Source organism: Mesorhizobium sp. P160187, assembly GCF_057766425.1.
On sequence record NZ_JBYMDX010000002.1, the window covers coordinates 353,256 to 373,217 of the forward strand.

Annotated in this window: 13 protein-coding genes; 5 read left to right on the plus strand and 8 right to left on the minus strand. The window is 59.4% G+C overall.

Going from position 1 to position 19,962, the window contains the following annotated elements; translation table 11 throughout:
- Positions 1–2 precede the first annotated feature (2 nt).
- Both AC3CCE_RS02955 and AC3CCE_RS02960 read left to right on the plus strand, forming a co-directional pair.
- Positions 3–938 (plus strand): 2Fe-2S iron-sulfur cluster-binding protein, encoded by a 936-nt coding sequence (locus AC3CCE_RS02955; protein ID WP_352627055.1) that lies wholly within the window; start codon positions 3–5, stop codon positions 936–938.
- 65 nt (positions 939–1,003) lie between these two features.
- The gene (locus AC3CCE_RS02960; protein ID WP_352627053.1) at positions 1,004–3,400 is read left to right on the plus strand and encodes a transketolase; all 2,397 of its coding nucleotides are present in this window, start codon (positions 1,004–1,006) and stop codon (positions 3,398–3,400) included.
- A 187-nt stretch (positions 3,401–3,587) separates the two neighbouring features.
- Here the strand turns inward: AC3CCE_RS02960 and AC3CCE_RS02965 are convergent, their stop codons facing one another.
- From AC3CCE_RS02965 to gmd, 3 genes are all read right to left on the minus strand, one after another.
- Entirely contained in the window at positions 3,588–5,009 is a 1,422-nt protein-coding gene (locus AC3CCE_RS02965; RefSeq protein WP_352544196.1) for a phosphomannomutase, read from the minus strand.
- A 339-nt stretch (positions 5,010–5,348) separates the two neighbouring features.
- The gene (fcl, locus tag AC3CCE_RS02970; protein ID WP_023672396.1) at positions 5,349–6,293 is read right to left on the minus strand and encodes a GDP-L-fucose synthase; all 945 of its coding nucleotides are present in this window, start codon (positions 6,291–6,293) and stop codon (positions 5,349–5,351) included.
- A complete protein-coding gene (gene gmd / locus AC3CCE_RS02975; RefSeq protein WP_023672397.1) occupies positions 6,293–7,363 on the minus strand; it encodes a GDP-mannose 4,6-dehydratase in 1,071 nt (356 codons plus the stop codon). The genes fcl and gmd overlap by 1 nt, the downstream gene beginning before the upstream one ends.
- Before the next feature lie 995 nt (positions 7,364–8,358).
- Here gmd and AC3CCE_RS02980 point away from each other — a divergent pair.
- Both AC3CCE_RS02980 and AC3CCE_RS02985 read left to right on the plus strand, forming a co-directional pair.
- Positions 8,359–9,345: a nodulation protein NodZ gene (locus AC3CCE_RS02980; protein WP_352544195.1), complete on the plus strand. Its 987-nt coding sequence runs from the start codon at positions 8,359–8,361 to the stop codon at positions 9,343–9,345.
- Between the two features lie 239 nt (positions 9,346–9,584).
- On the plus strand, positions 9,585–11,000 hold the full coding sequence (locus tag AC3CCE_RS02985) for a mannose-1-phosphate guanylyltransferase/mannose-6-phosphate isomerase (protein ID WP_352544216.1): 1,416 nt from the start codon (positions 9,585–9,587) through the stop codon (positions 10,998–11,000).
- 200 nt (positions 11,001–11,200) lie between these two features.
- Here AC3CCE_RS02985 and AC3CCE_RS02990 read toward each other — a convergent pair whose 3' ends face one another.
- From AC3CCE_RS02990 to AC3CCE_RS03010, 5 genes are all read right to left on the minus strand, one after another.
- Complete coding sequence (locus tag AC3CCE_RS02990) at positions 11,201–12,772, minus strand: E2 ligase fold family C protein (RefSeq protein WP_352627050.1); 1,572 nt, start codon at positions 12,770–12,772, stop codon at positions 11,201–11,203.
- A 3-nt stretch (positions 12,773–12,775) separates the two neighbouring features.
- Positions 12,776–13,162, minus strand: a complete 387-nt coding sequence (locus tag AC3CCE_RS02995) for a hypothetical protein (RefSeq protein WP_245261414.1) — start codon at positions 13,160–13,162, stop codon at positions 12,776–12,778.
- A 98-nt stretch (positions 13,163–13,260) separates the two neighbouring features.
- Positions 13,261–13,878: a putative metal-binding protein gene (locus AC3CCE_RS03000; RefSeq protein WP_352627047.1), complete on the minus strand. Its 618-nt coding sequence runs from the start codon at positions 13,876–13,878 to the stop codon at positions 13,261–13,263.
- Positions 13,871–14,167: a DUF2604 domain-containing protein gene (locus AC3CCE_RS03005; RefSeq protein WP_352627045.1), complete on the minus strand. Its 297-nt coding sequence runs from the start codon at positions 14,165–14,167 to the stop codon at positions 13,871–13,873. The genes AC3CCE_RS03000 and AC3CCE_RS03005 overlap by 8 nt, the downstream gene beginning before the upstream one ends.
- A gap of 902 nt (positions 14,168–15,069) precedes the next feature.
- Positions 15,070–15,588, minus strand: coding sequence for a hypothetical protein (locus AC3CCE_RS03010; RefSeq protein WP_488377084.1), 519 nt, complete (start codon positions 15,586–15,588; stop codon positions 15,070–15,072).
- A 120-nt stretch (positions 15,589–15,708) separates the two neighbouring features.
- On the opposite strand from AC3CCE_RS03010, the gene AC3CCE_RS03015 reads away from it, so the two are divergent.
- Positions 15,709–19,710 (plus strand): ATP-binding protein, encoded by a 4,002-nt coding sequence (locus tag AC3CCE_RS03015; protein ID WP_352627043.1) that lies wholly within the window; start codon positions 15,709–15,711, stop codon positions 19,708–19,710.
- Positions 19,711–19,962 lie beyond the last annotated feature (252 nt).

Genomic DNA, 19,962 nt, shown 5'->3' on the forward strand with positions numbered 1-19,962 from the left:
CCATGGCCTCGCCGCGCATCATCATGAAGCTGACCGTGACCGCCGCCCGCAAGGAGCCGGGCGACGTGCTGGTCATCGACCTGAAACACCCACGCAAACCTGTGCTGCCGGCGTTCGAAGCGGGTTCTCACGTCGACGTCCATCTGCCTGAAGGGAAGGTGCGTCAGTATTCACTTTGCGGCGACCCGACCGAGCTTGGCCGCTACACCATCGCGGTGAAGCGCGAGAATGACGGCCGTGGCGGCTCGGCGTGGATCCACGAAACCATTGCCGTCGGCTCCACACTGCCTGTCTCCGCGCCACGCAACCATTTTGCGCTCAAGCCAGGCGAGGGGCCGACTTTGCTGCTGGCAGGGGGAATCGGGATCACCCCGATTCTGGCCATGGCGCGCGCGCTCACCCGGCAGGCCAAGCCCTTCGAGTTGCACTATTTCACCCGCAGCCGGGCGCTCACGCCACTCTTGGCGGCGATCGGGAGCGATCTTCCTGGCGGCAATGTGCGGATCCATTTCGACGACGAGCCTCAGACCCGGCAGAACATCGCCGCGCTGCTGGCGAACCGTTCGGACGACGCGCAGACATACTACTGCGGACCGCCTGGCTTCATGGCGGTTGTGGGGCGCGCGGCTCAACACTGGCCCGAGGGTACTGTTCATTTCGAAACTTTCCAGCCTCCCGAGTTTGACGGCGCGCCACCGGAACCGTTCGTCATAGAACTGGCTGAGGGCAGGGTGGTTGAGGTTTCGGCTGAGACCACGGCACTGGCCGCCTTGCGTGCGGCCGGTGTGCCGTTGATGGCCTCGTGTGAGAACGGGGTGTGCGGGACCTGCGAATGCGCAATGCTGGGGGGCAGCCGATCCATCGGGATGCCGTCCTGTCCAAGGAGGCACGCGGCCACCGCTTCATCCCCTGTGTGTCGCGCGCGACAGGTGTGTTGAAACTCGATCTTTGACCATTTGGGCGGGGGTCCTGTGAGACCGGCAGCTGATTTGCGGGAAACTGAATGACGAGGAAACTGGAATATCTGAACGAGATCGAGCGCTGCGTCTCCTGGCTCGCAGCCTGGACGATCCACCACGCCAACCACGTCCGCGAGGGCGATGAGATCAAGGTCGGGGGGCATCAGGCCTCGTCCGCGTCGCTGAGCACCATCATGACCGCGCTCTACGGTTCGGTCCTACGCCCGCAGGATCGGGTGGCGGTCAAACCCCATGCGGCGCCGATCTTCCATGCACTTCAGTATCTGGCGGGCAACCAAACTCACGAAAAGCTCATGAACTTCCGCGGCTACAAGGGCGCGCAGAGCTACCCTTCGCGGACGAAGGATGTCGACGATGTCGACTTCTCGACCGGGTCGGTGGGTCTCGGCGTTGCTCAGACGCTGTTCTCGTCGCTGGTACAGGACTACGTCTCGGGTCACGGCTGGATGAAGGAGCGTGCCGAGGGCCGAATGGTCAGCCTGATCGGCGACGCCGAGATGGATGAGGGCAACATCTACGAGGCCCTGATCGAAGGCTGGAAGCACGGGCTCAGGAACTGCTGGTGGGTGGTCGACTACAATCGCCAGTCGCTCGACGCCGTGATCCGGGAGGGCCTCTGGCAGCGTTTCGAGCAGATTTTTCGCAACTTCGGCTGGGACGTGATGGTCCTGCGCCACGGCGCTGTGCAAGAGGCTGCCTTTGCCGAGCCGGGGGGCGAGAAGCTGCTCGAGTGGATAGAGCGCTGTCCGAACCAGCTCTATTCGGCGCTGACCTTCCAAGGGGGTGCTGCCTGGCGCAAGCGGCTGCTCGACGAGATCGGAGACCAAGGGCGGGTAACCACTCTGATCGAACGCCGCTCCGACGACGAGTTGCAGGCGTTGATGACGAACCTTGGCGGGCATGACATGCCGAGCCTCCTCGAAGCCTTCGAGGCGGCGTCCAGGCATGACCGTCCCGTCTGCTTCATCTGTTACACCATCAAGGGCTACGGTCTGCCGCTTGCCGGACACAAGGACAACCACGCGGGGCAGATGACGCCCACGCAGATGGAAGACTACCGCCTGCAGATGGGCGTAAAGCGGGGTGAGGAGTGGGACAAATGGGCGGCCGCCAACTTGCCGGAAGCGGAACTTGACGCCTTCTTCGCAAGGGCGCCGTTCTTCAGTGAGGGCCGTAGGAGGCTGTCTGCGCCGTCGGTGCCGGTGCCCGAAACCCTTCCGTCACCGGGGCAGCCCGGCAAGCCGCTCTCGACCCAGATGGGCTTCGGCCAGATCCTGAACGACATCGCACGAGAGCGCAGTCTGCTTGCCGACCGCATTGTCACCACCTCGCCCGATGTGACGGTCTCGACCAATCTCGGTGGCTGGGTCAACCGGCGCGGCCTTTTCGCCCGGGAGACCATGGCGGACACCTTCAAGGCCGAACGCATTCCGTCGACCTTTACCTGGGAATTTGGGCCGAAGGGGCAGCACCTCGAGCTCGGGATCGCCGAGTCGAACCTGATGATCATGCTCGGGGCGCTCGGTCTCTCGCACTCGATTAATGGCGTGCGCCTACTGCCGATCGGGACAGTCTATGATCCCTTCATCTACCGATCGGCCGACCAGCTAAACTACGCCTGCTATCAGGATGCGCGCTTCATGCTGGTCGCAACGCCCTCGGGCGTGACGCTGGCGCCCGAGGGCGGGGCACACCAGTCGATCGGCACCCCATTGATCGGCATGGCGCAGGATGGGCTTTGCGCCTTCGAACCGGCCTTCGTCGACGAACTGTCCGTGATCATGCGCTTTGCCTTCGATTACATGCAACGTAATGGCGAGGGGAATCCGGATGAGACGACGTGGCTGCGTGATCAGACCGGAGGATCGGTCTATCTTCGCCTGTCAACCCGGCCGCTCGAGCAGCCGCTGCGCGACATGAAACCGGCGCTCGCGCGGGACATCGTCAATGGCGCCTATTGGCTGCGTCCGCCCGGGCCGAACGCGAGTGTCGTCATTGCTTACCAAGGCGTTGTCGCGCCGGAGGCGATTGCCGCGACGGGTCTTCTGGCGGAGGACCGGCGCGATGTCGGGCTGCTCGCGATCACCTCCGCGGACCGGCTTAATGCGGGCTGGCAGGCGGCGGAACGAGCCCGGCAGCGTGGCGCGATTGGCGCCCTGAGTCATATCGAGCGGCTGCTCGCGCCGCTATCGCGTGACTGCGGCATCGTCACCGTGATCGACGGCCACCCGGCGACGCTCGCGTGGCTCGGTGGGGTTAACGGGCATCGCGTGAAGGCGCTCGGGGTCGAGCATTTCGGCCAGACGGGGACTATTGCGGACCTCTACCGTCACCACGGCCTGGACACCAACGCCATCGTACATGCGGCACAGGCGGTGAGTGCGGGACCGGCTGTTCGCTACCGGAAGGCGCTGCCTTGACCATGAGCTACCGGACGCTTCGGGCCGGTACGGATCGGCTCACGTCCACCGCCCCGCCATTTCCACGGGCGTTCCGGTTCGCTTCAAAGCGGACAGTTGCCAGGGACACTGTGGACGTTCTGATCGCACTAGAGTAGCTCGTGCGACCCCCAGGGTCACCTGGAATACGCAGGGAGGCGGCTTTTATTTAGCCTTGCGTCCAATTACGAATTCGATCCAATCCAGTCCGGAGCAAAAGCTCCGCGTCCTCCCGATTTTCGGCTTCGACGTAGCACCGCATCTCCGGGGCATTTCCGGATGGACGCAAATGCAAGACACGCTTATCCGCGAGAGTGATACGAAGCCCGTCAACATCGCTAACCTTGCTTACCACTCCAATCGACCCGACGAAGGCGGCGATGTTAGTTTCCGCTGTACGAAGGTATGTCATGAGGCGAGTGCTGCTTTCGACGGAAAAATTTTCCAAGCGATCCGCCGCCGCCGCCGGCAATTGAAAGGAACTGCCAATCTCCGACAGTGGCTGCCCACTTGTATTAACAAGGGAAAGTGCCGCGAGGATGGGGAGAAAACTGTCGCGTGTAGGTAGCGCTGGCAGTTTAGTTCCGTTCGGGTCAAAGTCCGTGCCGGTCAACAAACCACCGTTTGCTTCGAAACCAACCACGCGCTCGTGACCCGACGCAACCAAATCGAGCATGGCAGCAATAACAAATGGCGATCCAACCTTGGTACGCACGACTTTAAAAGAACCTGCGGTCTCGATACCAGAGTTTGATGTGACCGGCGTGACGACTGCCTTCGCTTGCAGGAAGTTCGCCGTAATCAGGCCTAACAAATCACCGCGAAGGGGGTCTCCGTGGTCGTCAGCTACCAGTGGGCGGTCACCATCGCCATCTGCCGAGACGACCGCATCAAGCCGATGCTCTTTGGCCCAGAGCTTGAACTGTTGAGCAGTCTCGTCCGAGACCGCTTCAGTGTCGACAGGAATGAAACCTTCCGAACGTCCCAGGGTTACGACCGTCGCACAGTGATATGAGAGAATGTCAACCAAGAGATCGCGCGCGACTGTGCTGTGCTGATATACGCCCACCGTTAAGCCCTTTAGAGCATTAATCTCCATAAGCTTTCGATTGCGCGCCATGAAAAAGGCCTTGCATTCGGCCTCCCGGTGCTGCCGACGTGCAACAGCACCTTCAAGGACGTATCCGCGCTTCTCCAACTGCAAGGCGATGCGCGTTATCTCCCGCTCATCACCCTTGTCGATCTCACCGTCGGGTCGATAGAATTTTATTCCATTACGGTCGGCCGGAATGTGCGAGCCTGTGATCATCAAACAACCACTCTTACGCGCCTGAGCATACAGTGCCAGGGCAGGGGTGGGGACGGCGCCGCAATCGACTACGATGAAGCCGAGCGCAGACAGTGCCGCCGCACAGACGGCGGCGATGGCCGGACTCGAGGCGCGAAAGTCGCGCCCTATGAGTATCTCGTCGCCAATTCTGGCCAGGCCGGATTCCAGCAGGAATGTCGCGAATGCCGTTGCATATAGGGCAGAGGCGGCTCCTGCCAATTCTGTCGCCAGGCCCCGTAATCCACTTGTTCCGAATTTCATACCAAATCCGACGTTGCTAACCGGGTTTTGAGGGTAACATGCTCAAACTTTGGCTCGTCCGGAATGCCCATCGACAGATCCCTCGGACGAGAACAAGAAGTACATTCGGTTACCGTAGACGCGTTCGGTTATCGAGGGTTACCCTTGTGAGGATTGACGCAGTCGGCGTCGGCGTGGGCAGCGCACCGTGACCTTCACGGCGACGAGTTGGAGCGGATGGGGTCCGGGCCCGGCAGGGCTCCTCGCGGCTGGCTCACATGAGCGCTATCGCCATCGAGTGATTGTCTCAGTCTACATTAGCTCTGGGTCCCGAAAGCGACGTACAGCAAATCCTCTTATCTATCGCCGTTCGGTGTAGCTCCCGTTCAGAAATGCATGATAGACACTCTCGATGCCTTCCATGAGAGTGATCTTTGCTGCCCATCCCAAAGTGCGCAGCTTGTCGACGCTCATCAGCTTTCGCGGTGTACCGTCAGGTCTAGAGTGATCATGCGCGATCTCCCCAGTAAATCCGACTACACGGCAGATCATTCTGGTCAGCTCTAGGATCGTGATGTCCTGTCCGCAGCCGAGATTGACGTGATCATGGTCAGAGTAGTTCTTCAGAAGGAAGACTAATGCGTCGGCGCAGTCGTCGACGTGCATGAATTCCCGACGTGGTGTGCCCGTGCCCCAGATGGTGATTCGCTTATCACTTATGAGCTTAGCTTCATGCGCTTTCCGGATCAGCGCTGGGATGACGTGGCTTGACTGCAAGTCATAATTGTCGCCTGGCCCGTAGAGATTCGTCGGCATAGCGGAGATGTAGTCGCGGCCATATTGCTGGCGATAGGCTTGAGCCATTTTGATGCCGGTGATCTTGGCGACGGCGTAGCATTCGTTGGTGCGCTCTAGTGGCCCGGTCAAAAGCGCGCTTTCAGGAATGGGCTGTGGTGCCATCTTCGGATAGATGCAAGACGAGCCGAGGAAGAGGACGCGGTCGACATTGTTTTCGTGGGCTGCCGCGAAGATATTGGCCTCGATCATCAGATTGTCGTAAAGAAAGTCGACCGGATAGGTGGCGTTCGCGAGAATACCACCTACCTTTGCCGCCGCCATAATGATAGCGTCCGGTTTCATCACTGCCACGAAGTTTTCAACCTCGGTCTGTCGCTTGAGATCTAGCTCTCCCCGAGGGGCGGCCACAACTTTGCAGTCTTCAGACGCGAGTCGGCGTACAACAGCGCTGCCCACCATACCTTTGTGGCCAGCGACCCACACGGTTTTTCCGTTCAGATCATACATTACGCTTCCTTCATGACTACAGATGTCTGCATGACCTTCAGGTCTTCGCGGACCATTTCCGCAGCAAGGTCGCGCACGGATATCTCATGCACCCAGCCGAGCTTCTCCTTCGCCTTGGTAGCGTCACCCAGGAGAAGATCGACTTCCGTGGGGCGGAAGTAGCGTGGGTCCACTTGGACTAGGCATCTGCCGCTCGCTAGATCATAGCCCTTTTCGTCGACACCCTTGCCACGCCATTCGATCTCGACGCCGACATCTTCGAAAGCCCACTCGACGAATTGGCGGACAGGAGTCGTTTTGCCCGTAGCCAGCACGTAATCATCCGGTTGATCCTGCTGCATCATCATCCACATACCTCGCACGTACTCACGCGCATGGCCCCAATCGCGTTGAGCATCGAGATTGCCGAGATAAAGCTTGTCCTGCTTGCCCAGGTAAATAGCAGCGGCAGCGCGGGTGATCTTGCGCGTCACAAAAGTTTCGCCACGAAGGGGGCTTTCGTGATTAAAAAGAATGCCGTTGGAAGCGTGCATACCATAGCCCTCGCGATAATTGACGACCATCCAGTAGGCGTAGAGCTTGGCGGCGGCGTAAGGGCTGCGCGGATAAAAGGGCGTCGTTTCGTTCTGCGGTACGGACTGCACGAGGCCGTATAGCTCTGACGTCGAGGCTTGATAGAAGCGGGTCTTGTCCGTCAGACCGAGGAGGCGAATCGCCTCAAGAAGTCGCAATGTACCGATACCGTCCGCGTTTGCTGTGTACTCAGGTGTTTCGAACGACACCTGGACATGGCTCTGAGCAGCCAAGTTGTAAATTTCGTCTGGCTGAGATTCCTGAACCACGCGGATGAGGTTAGTCGAATCAGTGAGATCACCGTAATGCAAGATTAAGCGCGGATCGGATTCGTGCGGGTCTTGGTAGAGGTCTTCGATACGACCGGTGTTGAAGGAAGAGGAACGTCGCTTAATCCCATGAACGATGTAGTCTTTTTTGAGAAGAAGACGGGCAAGATAGGCACCATCCTGTCCAGTTATGCCCGTAATAAGAGCAACTTTCCTGCTATCACCCATTCTATTCCTGCTCAATTAAAGTTTAACGTTTCGGCTCCGGCTCGCCACGCCGACACAATGTGCGGCCCGCCCCGTGCCCTATGGAGCACTTCGACAGATGCGGCGCGAAGATCGTCATTGACGGTCCGCCAGCCGAGCACACCTGCTCTGCTTAGAGTCACGAGCAAAAATAGAGTCGCGCCGCTAACCTGTCGGACTCGTACATGCGGTCTGAGTGCCGCTCAGCTCACGCCCTGAGCGACATGTACTCCCAGCACCTTGCAGCTGATTTGCTCTTCTATCAGCGAGTGAGGACGCCTTTCTTTCTTGCTTCAGCGTCTTCTAATGGGAATTGTTTGGATCCGTGAAATCGATTGTTTGGATAAAGTGAATCCACAGAATGGATGGTCTGAGCGAGCAGCGGGGGCGCATCGCCGGCCCGGAGTCGTAGCGCGAGCTTCCGTTCGGGGCGAGGACAAAGTTCGTGGCCGCGAGCGTCACCACAGCATCCGGCACAGGTCGTGCAGAACTTTGGGAGCCGACTGCGGATTCTGTCGATCAGCTGGTTCCAGGCGCGTCGAGCCGTCGACCTCATCTCGCCCGGTACCGGTTGCTGTATGCAGCCTTGCACCCTTGGCGTACGGCGTCGACGGAATGATTTGCTTCGGCAGGCAGTGTCGTAGCGTTTCCGGCTGTTTCGGCTCTATTGACCGGGCCCGCGTCAGCCGAGCCCCTTCATCATGGCATCCAACACATGGATGGCCGGCATCCACTCAATAGATTTTACATATGCGGCGGAGGCCCAGTAGAGAAGGCTGAACCGGAAGCGAGGGCAACCCCAAGCGAGGGCATCGGCTTCAAGCTTTGCGAGCGTCACGGGATTAGTGGGCAGTGCTGAGTGAGCTCTTCTGCCCTATGGCCCGGCCTCTGCCAAGGGCCCGGCGTCAGGGTCTACTAGTGTCGACTAAGGATTCCAAACCGGATGCAACCTCCTCTCCGAAACGAGATTTCCGAAAATGCATGTTAGTGGATTGGAAAAGCGCCGGTTCGTCGTCTCTCGGAGGCGTACGGGGTTCGGTGATTGTCTGTGGTCGTTGGCGGCCGCTTGGCGCTACGCGCAGCGGTCGGGACGAACTCTAGTCATCGACTGGCGGGGGGCCTGCTACCTCGACCAACCCTTAACAAATGCGTTTCCGGTGTTCTTCCAGCCGATCAATGACATCGCTGGGGTGCCGGCTATTTCCGACGACCGGATCAACGACGTTTCCTTCCCTGGTCCATTCTTCCCGGAGTGGTGGAACAGGCCGGCGATCGAGTGCCTTTACCGGCCAGATGAGCAGATTTTCCAAGAGCGCGATGAGTTGGGCGAGCTCTTTCAGGCCGAACACGATGTCGAAGCGAACACAGTAGTGTGTGACGCTTGTCTGATGTGGCGGTGCGATGAGGATGCAGAGCGGCAGGTGTTCCAGAGTGTCCAGCCTCGGCCAGAAATTCAAGCCCGCATAGATGCCATTTATCAGGAATGTTTTGAGGGGCACAGCATCATCGGGATTCATGTTCGGCACGGTAACGGTGAAGACATCATGGAGCATGCGCCCTACTGGGCCGATCCGGAGCTCGCGGTTCGGCAAGTGTGCGCTGCAATTGACAAGGCTAAGGCGTTACCGCATCCCAGGCCTGTGCGGCTGTTCTTATGCACGGACAGCGCGCGGATACTGGATCTTCTGTCGGCCAGGTTTCCCGATCTGCTCACTGTCCCGAAGCACTTCGGATCCAATCAAGGTGGCCCCTTACACACTGCAGCACTCGGGATTGACGGCGGAATTTCCGCCCTCGTTGAGATGTATCTTCTCGGGCGCTGCGATACCGTAATTCGGTTTCCCCCGACGAGCGCCTTTACACGATATGCACGCCTTTTCGCACCACGGGTAATTGAATTCGATCTGAAAGAGCCAAGTCGTTTGACTTTGATAGAGGGCAGCCAAGTCTCTGATCTCAGTTAAGACCCGCCACCTGCGCAATTCGGCAGACGCAACCAACAGGCATAGTTGAATGCGCATTTCTCACCGACGCCAGTGGAGGCGTCGTACATTACCGATAGCGTCGTCATCTGACGCCGCCTGCAACGCGCCAGAACTTCGCCGTTACGCGGGGCCGCAGACAAGCCAGAGCGACGGCGATCGTGACGCTGACGCTCGAAAGAACGCGGGCGATCACTCCAGAGACGAAATCGAGGTTAGTTATGAAAGTGATTCCCGTGATCATCAGCGGCGGAGCCGGATCGCGGCTATGGCCCGCCTCAAGGCAATCGCACCCCAAACCTTTCCTCAAAGTAGCGGATGGATATTCTCTCATTCAGCACACTGTGCTGCGCGCCGCTTCGATAGAAGGTGTCGTGGAACTCGTCGCTGTTACATCCGGGGAACACCTCTTCCTGACCAAGGACGAATTTGACGAACTGGATTCCGTGGTCCTGCCACGCACGTTTCTGCTCGAGCCCGAAGCTCGGGATACGGCCGCCGCCGTGGCTGCAGCCGCGATCCATGCGAGGGCAACGCAAGGCCCTGACGCGATCCTGTGCGTTTTCCCGGCCGATCACCTGATTAGCAACCTGCCAGCGTTTCTAGACGTCATGGGCCTGGCCATGGAACATGCGAAGCTCGGGCGGATCGCCACATTGGGCATCACCCCAACCAGACCAGACACGGCATTCGGCTACATCGAAGCAAATGGTGAGAACGTCGTCCGTTTCGTTGAAAAACCGGATCTGGATACAGCCAAAGCCTATGTCGCGTCTCAACGCTTCTTCTGGAACGCCGGCATTTTCTGCTTCAGTGCGCAAACCATGCTCGACGAGATGGTTTTGCATTGTCCCGAGGTGCTCCAGGCCGTCGTCGACAGCTACGAGAACGGCCGCGCCAGTCAATGCCAAGGCTTTGCCAAAATCGAACTCGCGCCTGAGCATTTCGGTTCCGCGCCGCGGATCTCGCTCGACCACGCTGTCATGGAGAAAACTAACAAACTTGCCGTGATTCCCTGCGACATGGATTGGAACGACATCGGATCTTGGAACGCAATGGCCGATTTAATCGCCCCCGACGAAAGCGGGAACAGGATACGCGGCGATGTGCACATGGTCGACACGACCGGCACCTATGTGAGCTCCGACAAGCGCGTCATCGGCACGGTGGGCGTAAGCGACTTGATGATCGTTGATTCCCCGGATGCTTTGCTTGTCACATCCCGCGACCGCGTTCAGGACGTTAAGAAGCTCTTCGAGAGCCTCAAGGCTTCGGGACATGAAGCCCATCTGGTCCATAGCACGGTACACCGGCCCTGGGGTACCTTTACGGTTCTGGAGGAAGGCGAGCGCTTCAAGATCAAACGCATCGAGGTGAAGCCCGGTCGCCAGTTGAGCCTGCAGATGCACTATCATCGTTCGGAGCACTGGGTCGTGGTCAGCGGCTCCGCCAAGATCGTCAATGGCGAGCAGGAGTTGTTCCTAGGGACAAACGAATCTACTTACATCCCCTGCGGCCATAAGCATCGGCTCGAGAACCCAGGCAGAATTGACCTGGTGATCATCGAAGTGCAGAGCGGCGATTATCTCGCCGAGGATGATATCGTTCGCTTCGACGACGAATATGGTCGAACGTAGATAACAGTACAAAAAAGTTAAACGACGAGGCGTCGCTCAAGGATCTCTGTCGTGGGTTCTGGGCCTGACATTGGCAAGCAGCGGGCCGGGCGTGTCACAGTATCCGCCCCGCGCTCTCATCAGGCACTCGATCGTGGTCGAAAACGTCGGTGAGCGCTTGACAGCGCGCCGTCCGCGGTAACGAAGACTTCAGATCTTTCTTAGGCGGACCCGTTGCTCAGCTGTTCAACGGCACAGCCGTATTTCAGCCTGTAGGCGGCGATGAAATCCTCATCGCTGCAGATGCAGCGGCCGCTGGAATCTTTGGCTTTCGGATCATGGAGGTGAGAACCAAGGGGGCGCAGTAGGTTCACGCGAGTGCTGGTTGTCGGACTCATCGGAAAACCCGCACTATGCTTGACCAGGTCTGCGGCAAGCATGATCCCGGCAAGCGCTGATTGAAAGGCCATCGGAACCACGGTTCGAACGAGACGACTTCCATCGCTAAGCTGGAACACCAGACCGCCGCAGATAGCCTGCTGATAAAAGGAACGGAGGGGCTGGCCAACAAACGCGGCGAGCGGCTCAAACGGCACAGCCATCGCCGTAGCCACCCGAGCTACGAACTCATTGGGGACTCCTGTATTAGTCTGCAGGAGCGTTTTTACCTCATCGTGTGCTTCCGGCATTCCGAGTTCCTCCGCGACCAGTTGGTGTTCGTCCTTGGATTTCCCGGTCGGCATGTACATGCAGCAAAGGCAAGCCTGGCTGTCATCGAAACCATGCCGCGAGATGCCTAGATCTTGCTCCTGAGTCCAGGCGTTCGCGATCCATCGGGGCAGAGCACCTTGGACAGCTAGACGGTCGGCGGCGGTGTCAAGCGCCACACCCACTCGGTCGAATACCCAATCGCCCCGGCGCGCAACATATTCTGCCCACTTCATAGGGTGCGCCTCGACTTCAAGGACGGTGGACCGAAGGGCGGTAGACCGAAGGGCGTTGGTCGCGAGGGCCGCCTTAGAGAGGCCGACCTCCGCCTGACCTGCCAACACGTAGCGCTGCAGGTTTGAGAGTTCGATAGCTTCGTGATCAACTACATGCAGGCGCCCCGACAGACCGGATTGCCTCGCCAGCGCCCAGAGCGAGCCATGGCCTATCGCGCCGAGCCCAACGAGGTGCGTTTCGCCAAGGTCGACAGGGAAATTTAAGGGGCTGGAATCGCCGGCGTTGCTCTTGTTGTAGGTGCATAAAGAGAGGTCGATGTTCTCGTCCAGCTCGGCGCCAGTCAGCTGGGAAGCAAAGATGGTTCGAAAGACGTTGGCCGCGGCGAAGCAGCTTGCGGCGCCAGCTCCATAGGGCAGCAAGCTCGAGCCAGAGCCCACCGGGTCCGTACGCGACAGCTTTGCCGCCCAACCCTGGGATCCCATGAAAAACGTTGGGCACCGAAGTGATGGGTGCACCGCGCCTGCAGCTACACAGACCGTCGCATACTTGCCCGAACGCCGGATGCTGATTTTTGGATTGATCGACTTTGCCAAGCGCTCGAGCGCTTGGGCTTGAGAGCTCGCGGCCATGTCCAGGGGGAGTATGGCCAGAACCGGATAAAGTCTGGCAAGCAACCTGACCGTAAGGTCAAGCGTCGCCTGGCCCTCGGCACACGAAGCGGCTTGGCTGTCGAAGGCCACAGCCACGACCTGCTTTTCGAGGGCTGCTTTGAAGTCGCATAGATGAAAGTCGGCCAGCACCTGAGAAGCTGCCGTGGCGGCGCGGTCGATGAAGTTAGCGAGTGCCATCGTTCAACCCGTTATCGTGATCATCCGCCTGAGTGCCGCGGATGGGACCTCATTCCAGTTCGCCTTCGCGTCAAGTCGATAGGCGGCGACCCGAGCAAGATCGAAAGGCTCGCGGGCGAAATTGGGCACCACCAGCGACAGACACCCAACCGTCGTAGCGACCGCGTAGGCGTCGTCGGTCGTCGAATGGTAGGCTCGGCCCGGATGGCTATGGATCTGGGCGAAGAGTTTAAGGCTGCTCTTGTAGAGCCAGACATTGAGCCGGTGTAGTTCTTCGGCCGGAACTATCACGCAAACGCCGTCGCCCGTCCGAATGTGACGCTGTGCCGGTATAACGGTCTCTGTTACGCCAAAGTGCTGGTCCTGCTGAACGCCGACCCAGAGCGCCATCCCCTCATGGCCCTGTCGCCCAACTGAGCGCAGGTGCGCCTGGACACTTGAAAGACAGTCTCGGGGAAGAGCGACTGTCCCGACATCCTTGAGCTCGGTCATTCTGGAATGGCGGGTAGGGGTGCTATCATGGCTCCCACTGAGATTTGGAACTGATACTGAAGCTGCTCCACGGGACCGGTCCCGTACTTGATGATCTTGTCCAGGATGAAGGCCAAACAGCCTTCGCCAGAACCCCGGTGGAGAAGCCATGAATCACCTGAATGGGCTGGATTGTCGTGGTATTCCCGGACGCCTGACATGCACAGGAATGGCGTGTGTTCCGCACTGTTGGCCTGGATGAAGTCCGACAGCGACAGAGCGTTCTGCTGCATGAGGACCAAAATCATATCCGGTGGGGTTCCGGGTAGATGCGGTCGTCTCAGCATCCTGAGCAGCAAATCCTTCCGGGCAATCGGCCGGCGTATAAAGGGGTCTACGAAGACCACCGACGGAGGTCGGAGGTCGTGATTGGAGAAGTCGATCTCGACAGCTGCACCGATGATCTGTGGCTTTATCTTCGGCGGTACGAAGATGAAGAAGGCCGTCGGGAAGCTCGCCTCGATCAGGAAACAACCCTGAGCCCGGTAAATACCTGCTTGTGTTTGGAACCAGCCGATCTGCCGATCGAACTTCGCTCGGGACACCCCAGGGTCCACAGTTTGGAGTTCAGGCACCTGCGACACCCGCCTTCAGGCTGAGGAACAGGGTCACAGGGGTCGCGAAACTGAAATCGCCAACTTCTTTGTCGACGTCGAGCAAGGTGCCGGCCTCATCCTTGAATTCCCAATTCTCGGCCGGTTGGGCGACGTTCTGCGTATTCTCAAGTGCTTTGGTGCGAATGACGTGAAGCGGCTGGTTGGGATTGGCTTCGACCTGGGTGGGCTGCCCGTTCACCACCACCGCGATCTCGATCTTCGCGGGGCCGCCGCCGTGATTTTCGCCCTTGCCCGAATCCTTCGACATTGCCCTACTCCTGTGGCTTACCAACGGCCCCCAAGGCGCCAGTGCAGACCTGCTGGTGAGCGGGCTGGCGGTCTTCAATCGTCCACTCGGCACCACGAACCGCGAGTACGCGAAAGACAGGGACAAGCTACCGAATCGGTGCTGTCTTCTTTTATGCGGGACTTGAGCGGCAAGTAAACGGCCGAAACTGCTCTTCACAACTATAATCGATTAGAGCATTGATAAAATATTGGCGCCGTACCTAATTGCGCAACCACCGGCTTGGCAGGACCAGCTTCTCGTTTGCGACGACCCGTGCGCTCGAAAAGGCAAGTTTCAAGTCTTCTCGCGTACTTGCGAAATCGATGCTCCCGATGGGCAGCACGCAGTGCACGAGCGCGTAATCACCCGGACGATCGCGCGGCCGCGCGGGACGCAGCATGACGTACCGGATTTCTATGTTCGCAAGGCCCGGCTGGCGATTGAGGTGGCCTGGGCCGAGGGTTCGCGCTCGCCCAAATTGATTCAAGAGCCTGATCCAGCCACTCACTCAGCACATCTATCTTCTGCCGAATGGCAGCTTTGCGCCGGTGGGTTCAATAGGTCATTGAAATCGGGCCTTCCACCGCCTTAAAGCAGACTTCCGCATATCGCGCTATAGGTCGCGGCCGCGCCATGGGGTAGCCGCCACTGCTAGATAGGCAAACCTGATCCTTCCCGTCTGATGAGTCCACGCACAAAAGCTCGATGGCCGTGGCGCGGTCAGTATGCTAGCCACATTCCGTGGGGTACACGGTAGCTCAAATTGCCACCGCCGAGAGTAGCCAGCGAGAATGCGCAGCACCGTGCCGAACATGCTCCGGCCCAGGCATTGGCCTGCATCCCGGGCCAGCTTCCCGGCGGCAACCGTAGCGTTTAGTGAACTACTTCGGTGAAAAGCGCTCGATGAGCGAGACGATCGTGTCGCGCAGAGCCTTCTCGACCTGCGCAATCGGCGTCGGATTTTCCGATTCTTCTGAGCCGTTCGAATAGACATGGCCGCGCCACTCGGGTCCGTCGAAGACGCCGCCGAGCGTGGGCTGGCCATCGGCGCCCTCCACCACGGAGCGGTATTCAGGGTCTGAGTCCAGCCGCCTCTTTGGCAAGCCGGGCAAGCGAAAGGGTACAGAGGCCCCGCCCCATGTCATGTCGGCCGGGTTCCTCAACTTGATCGTGACCCGCCAGGCACCGAAACTATAGCCTTCGGGCCGATAGATGTGAACGACGACTCGATCGGTCAGGACATTGTAGTTCTCGCGAACGAAGTCCTCGATAAGGTCGCGCATCTGCTCCGTGCTTGTCTTCCCAAGCTCCTGGCAGATCGCATCGAAGTCGATTTTTGTCCGCTCGGTAACACGGGCGCGGAGGAATTCGGTCCTGGATGAGTCGGGTTGCATCACCATCTCTGCTTGTGTTACAGGTTACGCGTCTTGTAGCACGCTATGATGCGATCTACAAGAGAACGGCATAGCAGCTTGAAGCGGAAGTAGCTTTCGCAGCGTCAGGCTCTCTGGGCATGGAAGATGGACATCTTTGATTCTGGACCGCGGCTCGGTTCACCTTATGGCGATCCTTCTCGCCAGGCGGTTGCAGCTTTGCGTGGCTACGGCTACCAGCTCTATGCCTCAGGTCTTGCCTGGGTTGGACTGGCCGACGGCGAACTTCTTCACCTCGAGGTAGCGGAGGACTATTCCGTCACGACGCGCCACGCTTTGGCCGGCACCCAGGTGAAGTATAGCGCGGGGGGCGGCAGAATAACCCTGCAGTCGGCCGATGTGCGTGCGGCAATTGACAGTTTTGTCGACACGGCTGCGCGCAATCCTAAGCGAGTAGTCTCCCTGCATTATCTGACAACCGCCGATATCGGTCTCGAGCGCCGCAAAGATCAGCACGTCGGTAACCGACCCGCGTTGCATTACTGGCGTCTGGCTGCCGCCGGTGCCGATGTCGCGCCATTGCGCAAGCTGCTCGAGGGCCTCGATTTGAAGCCAGCTACGAAGGCCTATGTTTTGGCGCGGAACGACGAGTCCTTGCGATCGGAGCTCTTCACTCGGATTCATTGGCACTGCGGTGCATCAAGTTTCGAGGACCTTCGAGATGAGCTCGAATCCGGCCTCATCGAATTTGTCGCTTCAGCGAGGCGCTTGTCGAGCCAGGTGGCCAGAAACCTATTGCCGGCAACGGTCGAGCACATCTTGCGGACTGCAACGTCCAAAGGCGCTCGCCAATTGCGTCGCGCCGACCTGCTTCGCCTGCTTGACAGCATCTCCATGGTGTCTGTGCCCGTCGATCAACTCCCTGCAGCCTTCAGCGGATCGGCCGGCCCTTTTTCACGCCCTTCGCTACTCGTCCCGACGAGCGAACTGCCGATGCCTTCCCTTGTCGCACCACGCACAGAACTCGTGGCGGACATCAATGCAATTCGGTGCAGGACGGGCATAGCAATTGCCACTGCGGCCACTGGTCTTGGAAAAACACTTCTGGCGAGACTTGTCGCTTCACGGTCCAACGATCATTGGGTCATCGTCGATTTTCGCGATCTTGGTCCCATGGAGACGGCATCGAGGCTCTCCGTCGCCATGGGCGAGTTGGTGGCGCGTCCACCGACGCATGTCATATTGGATGATCTGAACGAGATCGATCATCCCACCGTGCGCGACCTTCTTCTCCGGATGATGGCAAGCCTGCGCCGACGCAACGCGACCGCAATCGTCACATCATATCGACCACCGGCGCCGGCGACACAGCATCTGCTGTCTCCCCAGGAATCGCCTGTCTGTGAGGTCCCCTATTTTAGCGACAATGAGGTGTCAGCCCTGGTCAGCACGATGGGCGGAGAGGTCAAATACGCTGATGCCGTTCATCGCGCGGCTTCGCTGGGCCATCCGCAGCTTACGATAGCAATACTTCTACGCCTGTCAGCGGCCGGCTGGTCTCGGGCGTCGGTCGCAGCACTGCTTGGCGGCAGCATCCAGACCGAAATGGGGGCGGAGCGCCGCGCGATGCGGCAGCGGCTTGTCGCGGCGGTCCCGACAGAAGCCCAGTCTCTGCTGCTTCGAACCAGCTTGATCGGCGGCACGTTCGATCGTGGCCTGGCCATGACACTTGGGGCAGTCGCTCCACCCGTTGCTCTTGCTGGCCTGGCGCTTGACCGCCTTGTCGGTCCTTGGATCGAGCCATGGCATGGAGACCGTCTTCGCGTATCGCCATTGCTTGAAGGGACAGGGCTTGAGGTTTTCACCGCAGCAGAACGTCGGGCCATTCATCGCTGCATAGCCGACGCCCTAATGAGCAGCAAACGTCTTTCAGTGCTTGACGCTGGCACTGCCATGCGCCACGCACTCAAGAGTGATGAGGCAGCGTTGGTTGTGGCTTTCGCGGACAGCGTAATCCGTTGCAACACCGAGACGCTCGAACTTGTTGCTCCCTTTCTTGGCGAGCTGGGTTCGTTTCCAACGAACACCCCGATTTTTCCCGCAAATCCCTTCGCGTCCGTGATGATGCGGTTTGGGCAGCTCCTGTCCCTGCTTCCCAATGGTGCCCCCGCAGACGCGCAACTGTGCTGGAAGGCGCTTGAGCGCGAGCGTGCTGACGTCGAGGGAAAGGTGCTGTTCGAAGGTTCGATTCTGTCGAAGCTGTTGATTCATGAACGTGCGGGCGAGCTGTTTCCGTCATGGATTGAGCTTCTCTTGCGCTTCGACCGTTTGACCGAAACCGATACGCGCTTGGCCGAGGTCAGCCGAGGTTTCCAATCCACGAAAGGCGGAAACGTGCACGTGACCGGCGTGCTGTTCGCCACTCAGATGCGTAACATCACGACCGTTGCGGGTTTCCGCGCCCTGATTGAGCGGCTCGACCAAGAGCATGCCGGGCTGCAGGAACGACTTTTCTCATCCTTTCAGAGCGGACGCGGTGACATATCGATCCTGGTCATGCACGCATGGCTGAAGGAATCGCGAGCGGACGCTTTCGACTGGGAGGCTGCGGCCGGCCAATATGGTGCCTGCGCGGATATCGCGATACGGTGGCAGAATCCGACGCTCGCGGTTCGTTGCGCTATAGCCCAGTCGATCTGTCTCGATGAGAGCGGGGATGATGTCGAGCGCGCCTTTGCTTGTCTTGCGGACGCGGAGAAGCGATTTGGTTTTGACATAGCGCTGGTGCGTGCGCGCGCCAAAATCCATTGGCGGCGGCGCGATCATGCAGCAGCCTTGCCCTTGCTCGCCACCGCCGCACGCGCCGGTGGCCAGGACGCGCTCGAGCGGGCCTATATCGCTAGGGAAGCAGGCATCAGCGCCGCCGAGCTGGGTGACTGGGCCGAGGCTGAGCGTTGGTTCGAGCAGGCACGGACTGAGGCATCTGATCTGCAGTTACCGTCGGTTCGGGCAATGGCGATCGGCTTGCTTGCCGATACCGCGCACGCTGCATGTTGCGCCGGACGTCCCGACGTTGCCGTGATGAAGTTGCGTGTCGCCTTGGCGCAGTTGCCAATGATAGATTCTGACGGAACGCTTGCTGAAGCGTATTGCCATCGCGTGGTGAGGCATGCGGTTTTGTGGCTGTTCAATGAACTCACGCATAGCGTGCCCGCGGACGTTCAGGACATTCGCTATGCTCCTGGATGCGCCAGTAACCAGGAGCCTCCAGAAGAGATCCGGTCACATCCGCTGGGCGACCTTGACTTTGCCTACTACATGCTTGCGGACGCCGACGAGGCTTTGCCTCGGCCGACAGGGTTCCACCTGGAATTTCGGCGGTATCTGATTAAGGGACCGATTCTTTCGTCGGAGATTTCGCGGATCATCGCGGCGGGTCGCAAGGCTATCGTGAGCCACAACGCGACGGACTTTGTGCCGCTGCTGCGCCATCACGCCGCAATGGCCGCCATGGTGGAGGCTGGCGGTGGGCGCGACTTTGGCGAGCAACTGCAAAATCCCGAGCGCGGCGTCGTCCCGCCCGCGATCATAGATGACGCAGCGGATCCGGAGGTCTTGCGCGGAGGCGAAGACATGCTTCTCAGTTTCTCGATCGCAGCCGCGCTTGCAGGTGCGTTCGCCGCTGTGGATAGCGTCGTTCAAGCCGGCTTGGGTACGGCGGAGATTTCTGGCTTGCACCCGCTTCTTGAGCGAATGACTGGCAAGCAGAAAACAATCGGCACCGATCGCCACGGGGCGGCACTGTCCGTTGATACCCTTCGGCGCGATGTAACGGGCGAGCCTGTCATCCTTTGGTGGGCGGGCGCATGGATGCTTTTCCACGTTCGCGCCTCTAAGCTGCGAAGCGGAGTGGCCGAGCCGCTCGTTTCCTGGATGTTCGACAAGTGGTCCGATCTTGCAGGAGAAGGGCGTTTCAGGCTGGCGACGCCCACCGTCAACGTCCCGCCGATGGCGGCGGTCCTCTCGGCTTCGGACCGCTCTCTGCCGAACGCTGCGCGTCTTCTGCTTGCAGCCGCGCCGGCTGCGTCGGTTCACATGGGGAAAGACATGCGTGAAAATCTGGAATTGTTGGCAAAGAGCGACCGTTGACCGCCGCCGCGCCGCAAGGATCGCTCTGGGGACTTCGGCGAGCGTCGTTTCTAAAGTCGTCGTCGCTGTCTGAGACATAGAAATCGCCGAAATGGCAATCCTTTTCATCTCGCATCGAAGGCCTCTTTGTCGTTGAGATATCGAGGCCGGCGAAGCTTGCGATCAGGATCCGAATAGCGCTCCGCGAACAGATAGCGCATGATGGGCCTTGCGTGCCCGTTCCGCCGCTCTTCGAGCCTGGACGGCTGTCCA

What these genes read in the sequence shown, in the direction of transcription:
- AC3CCE_RS02955 (WP_352627055.1), top strand. Translation starts at nt 3, where the DNA reads ATGGCCTCGCCGCGCATCATCATGAAGCTGACCGTGACCGCCGCCCGC.
- AC3CCE_RS02960 (WP_352627053.1), top strand. Translation starts at nt 1,004, where the DNA reads ATGACGAGGAAACTGGAATATCTGAACGAGATCGAGCGCTGCGTCTCC.
- AC3CCE_RS02965 (WP_352544196.1), bottom strand. Translation starts at nt 5,009, where the DNA reads ATGAAATTCGGAACAAGTGGATTACGGGGCCTGGCGACAGAATTGGCA.
- fcl (WP_023672396.1), bottom strand. Translation starts at nt 6,293, where the DNA reads ATGTATGATCTGAACGGAAAAACCGTGTGGGTCGCTGGCCACAAAGGT.
- gmd (WP_023672397.1), bottom strand. Translation starts at nt 7,363, where the DNA reads ATGGGTGATAGCAGGAAAGTTGCTCTTATTACGGGCATAACTGGACAG.
- AC3CCE_RS02980 (WP_352544195.1), top strand. Translation starts at nt 8,359, where the DNA reads ATGCATGTTAGTGGATTGGAAAAGCGCCGGTTCGTCGTCTCTCGGAGG.
- AC3CCE_RS02985 (WP_352544216.1), top strand. Translation starts at nt 9,585, where the DNA reads ATGAAAGTGATTCCCGTGATCATCAGCGGCGGAGCCGGATCGCGGCTA.
- AC3CCE_RS02990 (WP_352627050.1), bottom strand. Translation starts at nt 12,772, where the DNA reads ATGGCACTCGCTAACTTCATCGACCGCGCCGCCACGGCAGCTTCTCAG.
- AC3CCE_RS02995 (WP_245261414.1), bottom strand. Translation starts at nt 13,162, where the DNA reads ATGGCGCTCTGGGTCGGCGTTCAGCAGGACCAGCACTTTGGCGTAACA.
- AC3CCE_RS03005 (WP_352627045.1), bottom strand. Translation starts at nt 14,167, where the DNA reads ATGTCGAAGGATTCGGGCAAGGGCGAAAATCACGGCGGCGGCCCCGCG.
- AC3CCE_RS03010 (WP_488377084.1), bottom strand. Translation starts at nt 15,588, where the DNA reads ATGGTGATGCAACCCGACTCATCCAGGACCGAATTCCTCCGCGCCCGT.
- AC3CCE_RS03015 (WP_352627043.1), top strand. Translation starts at nt 15,709, where the DNA reads ATGGACATCTTTGATTCTGGACCGCGGCTCGGTTCACCTTATGGCGAT.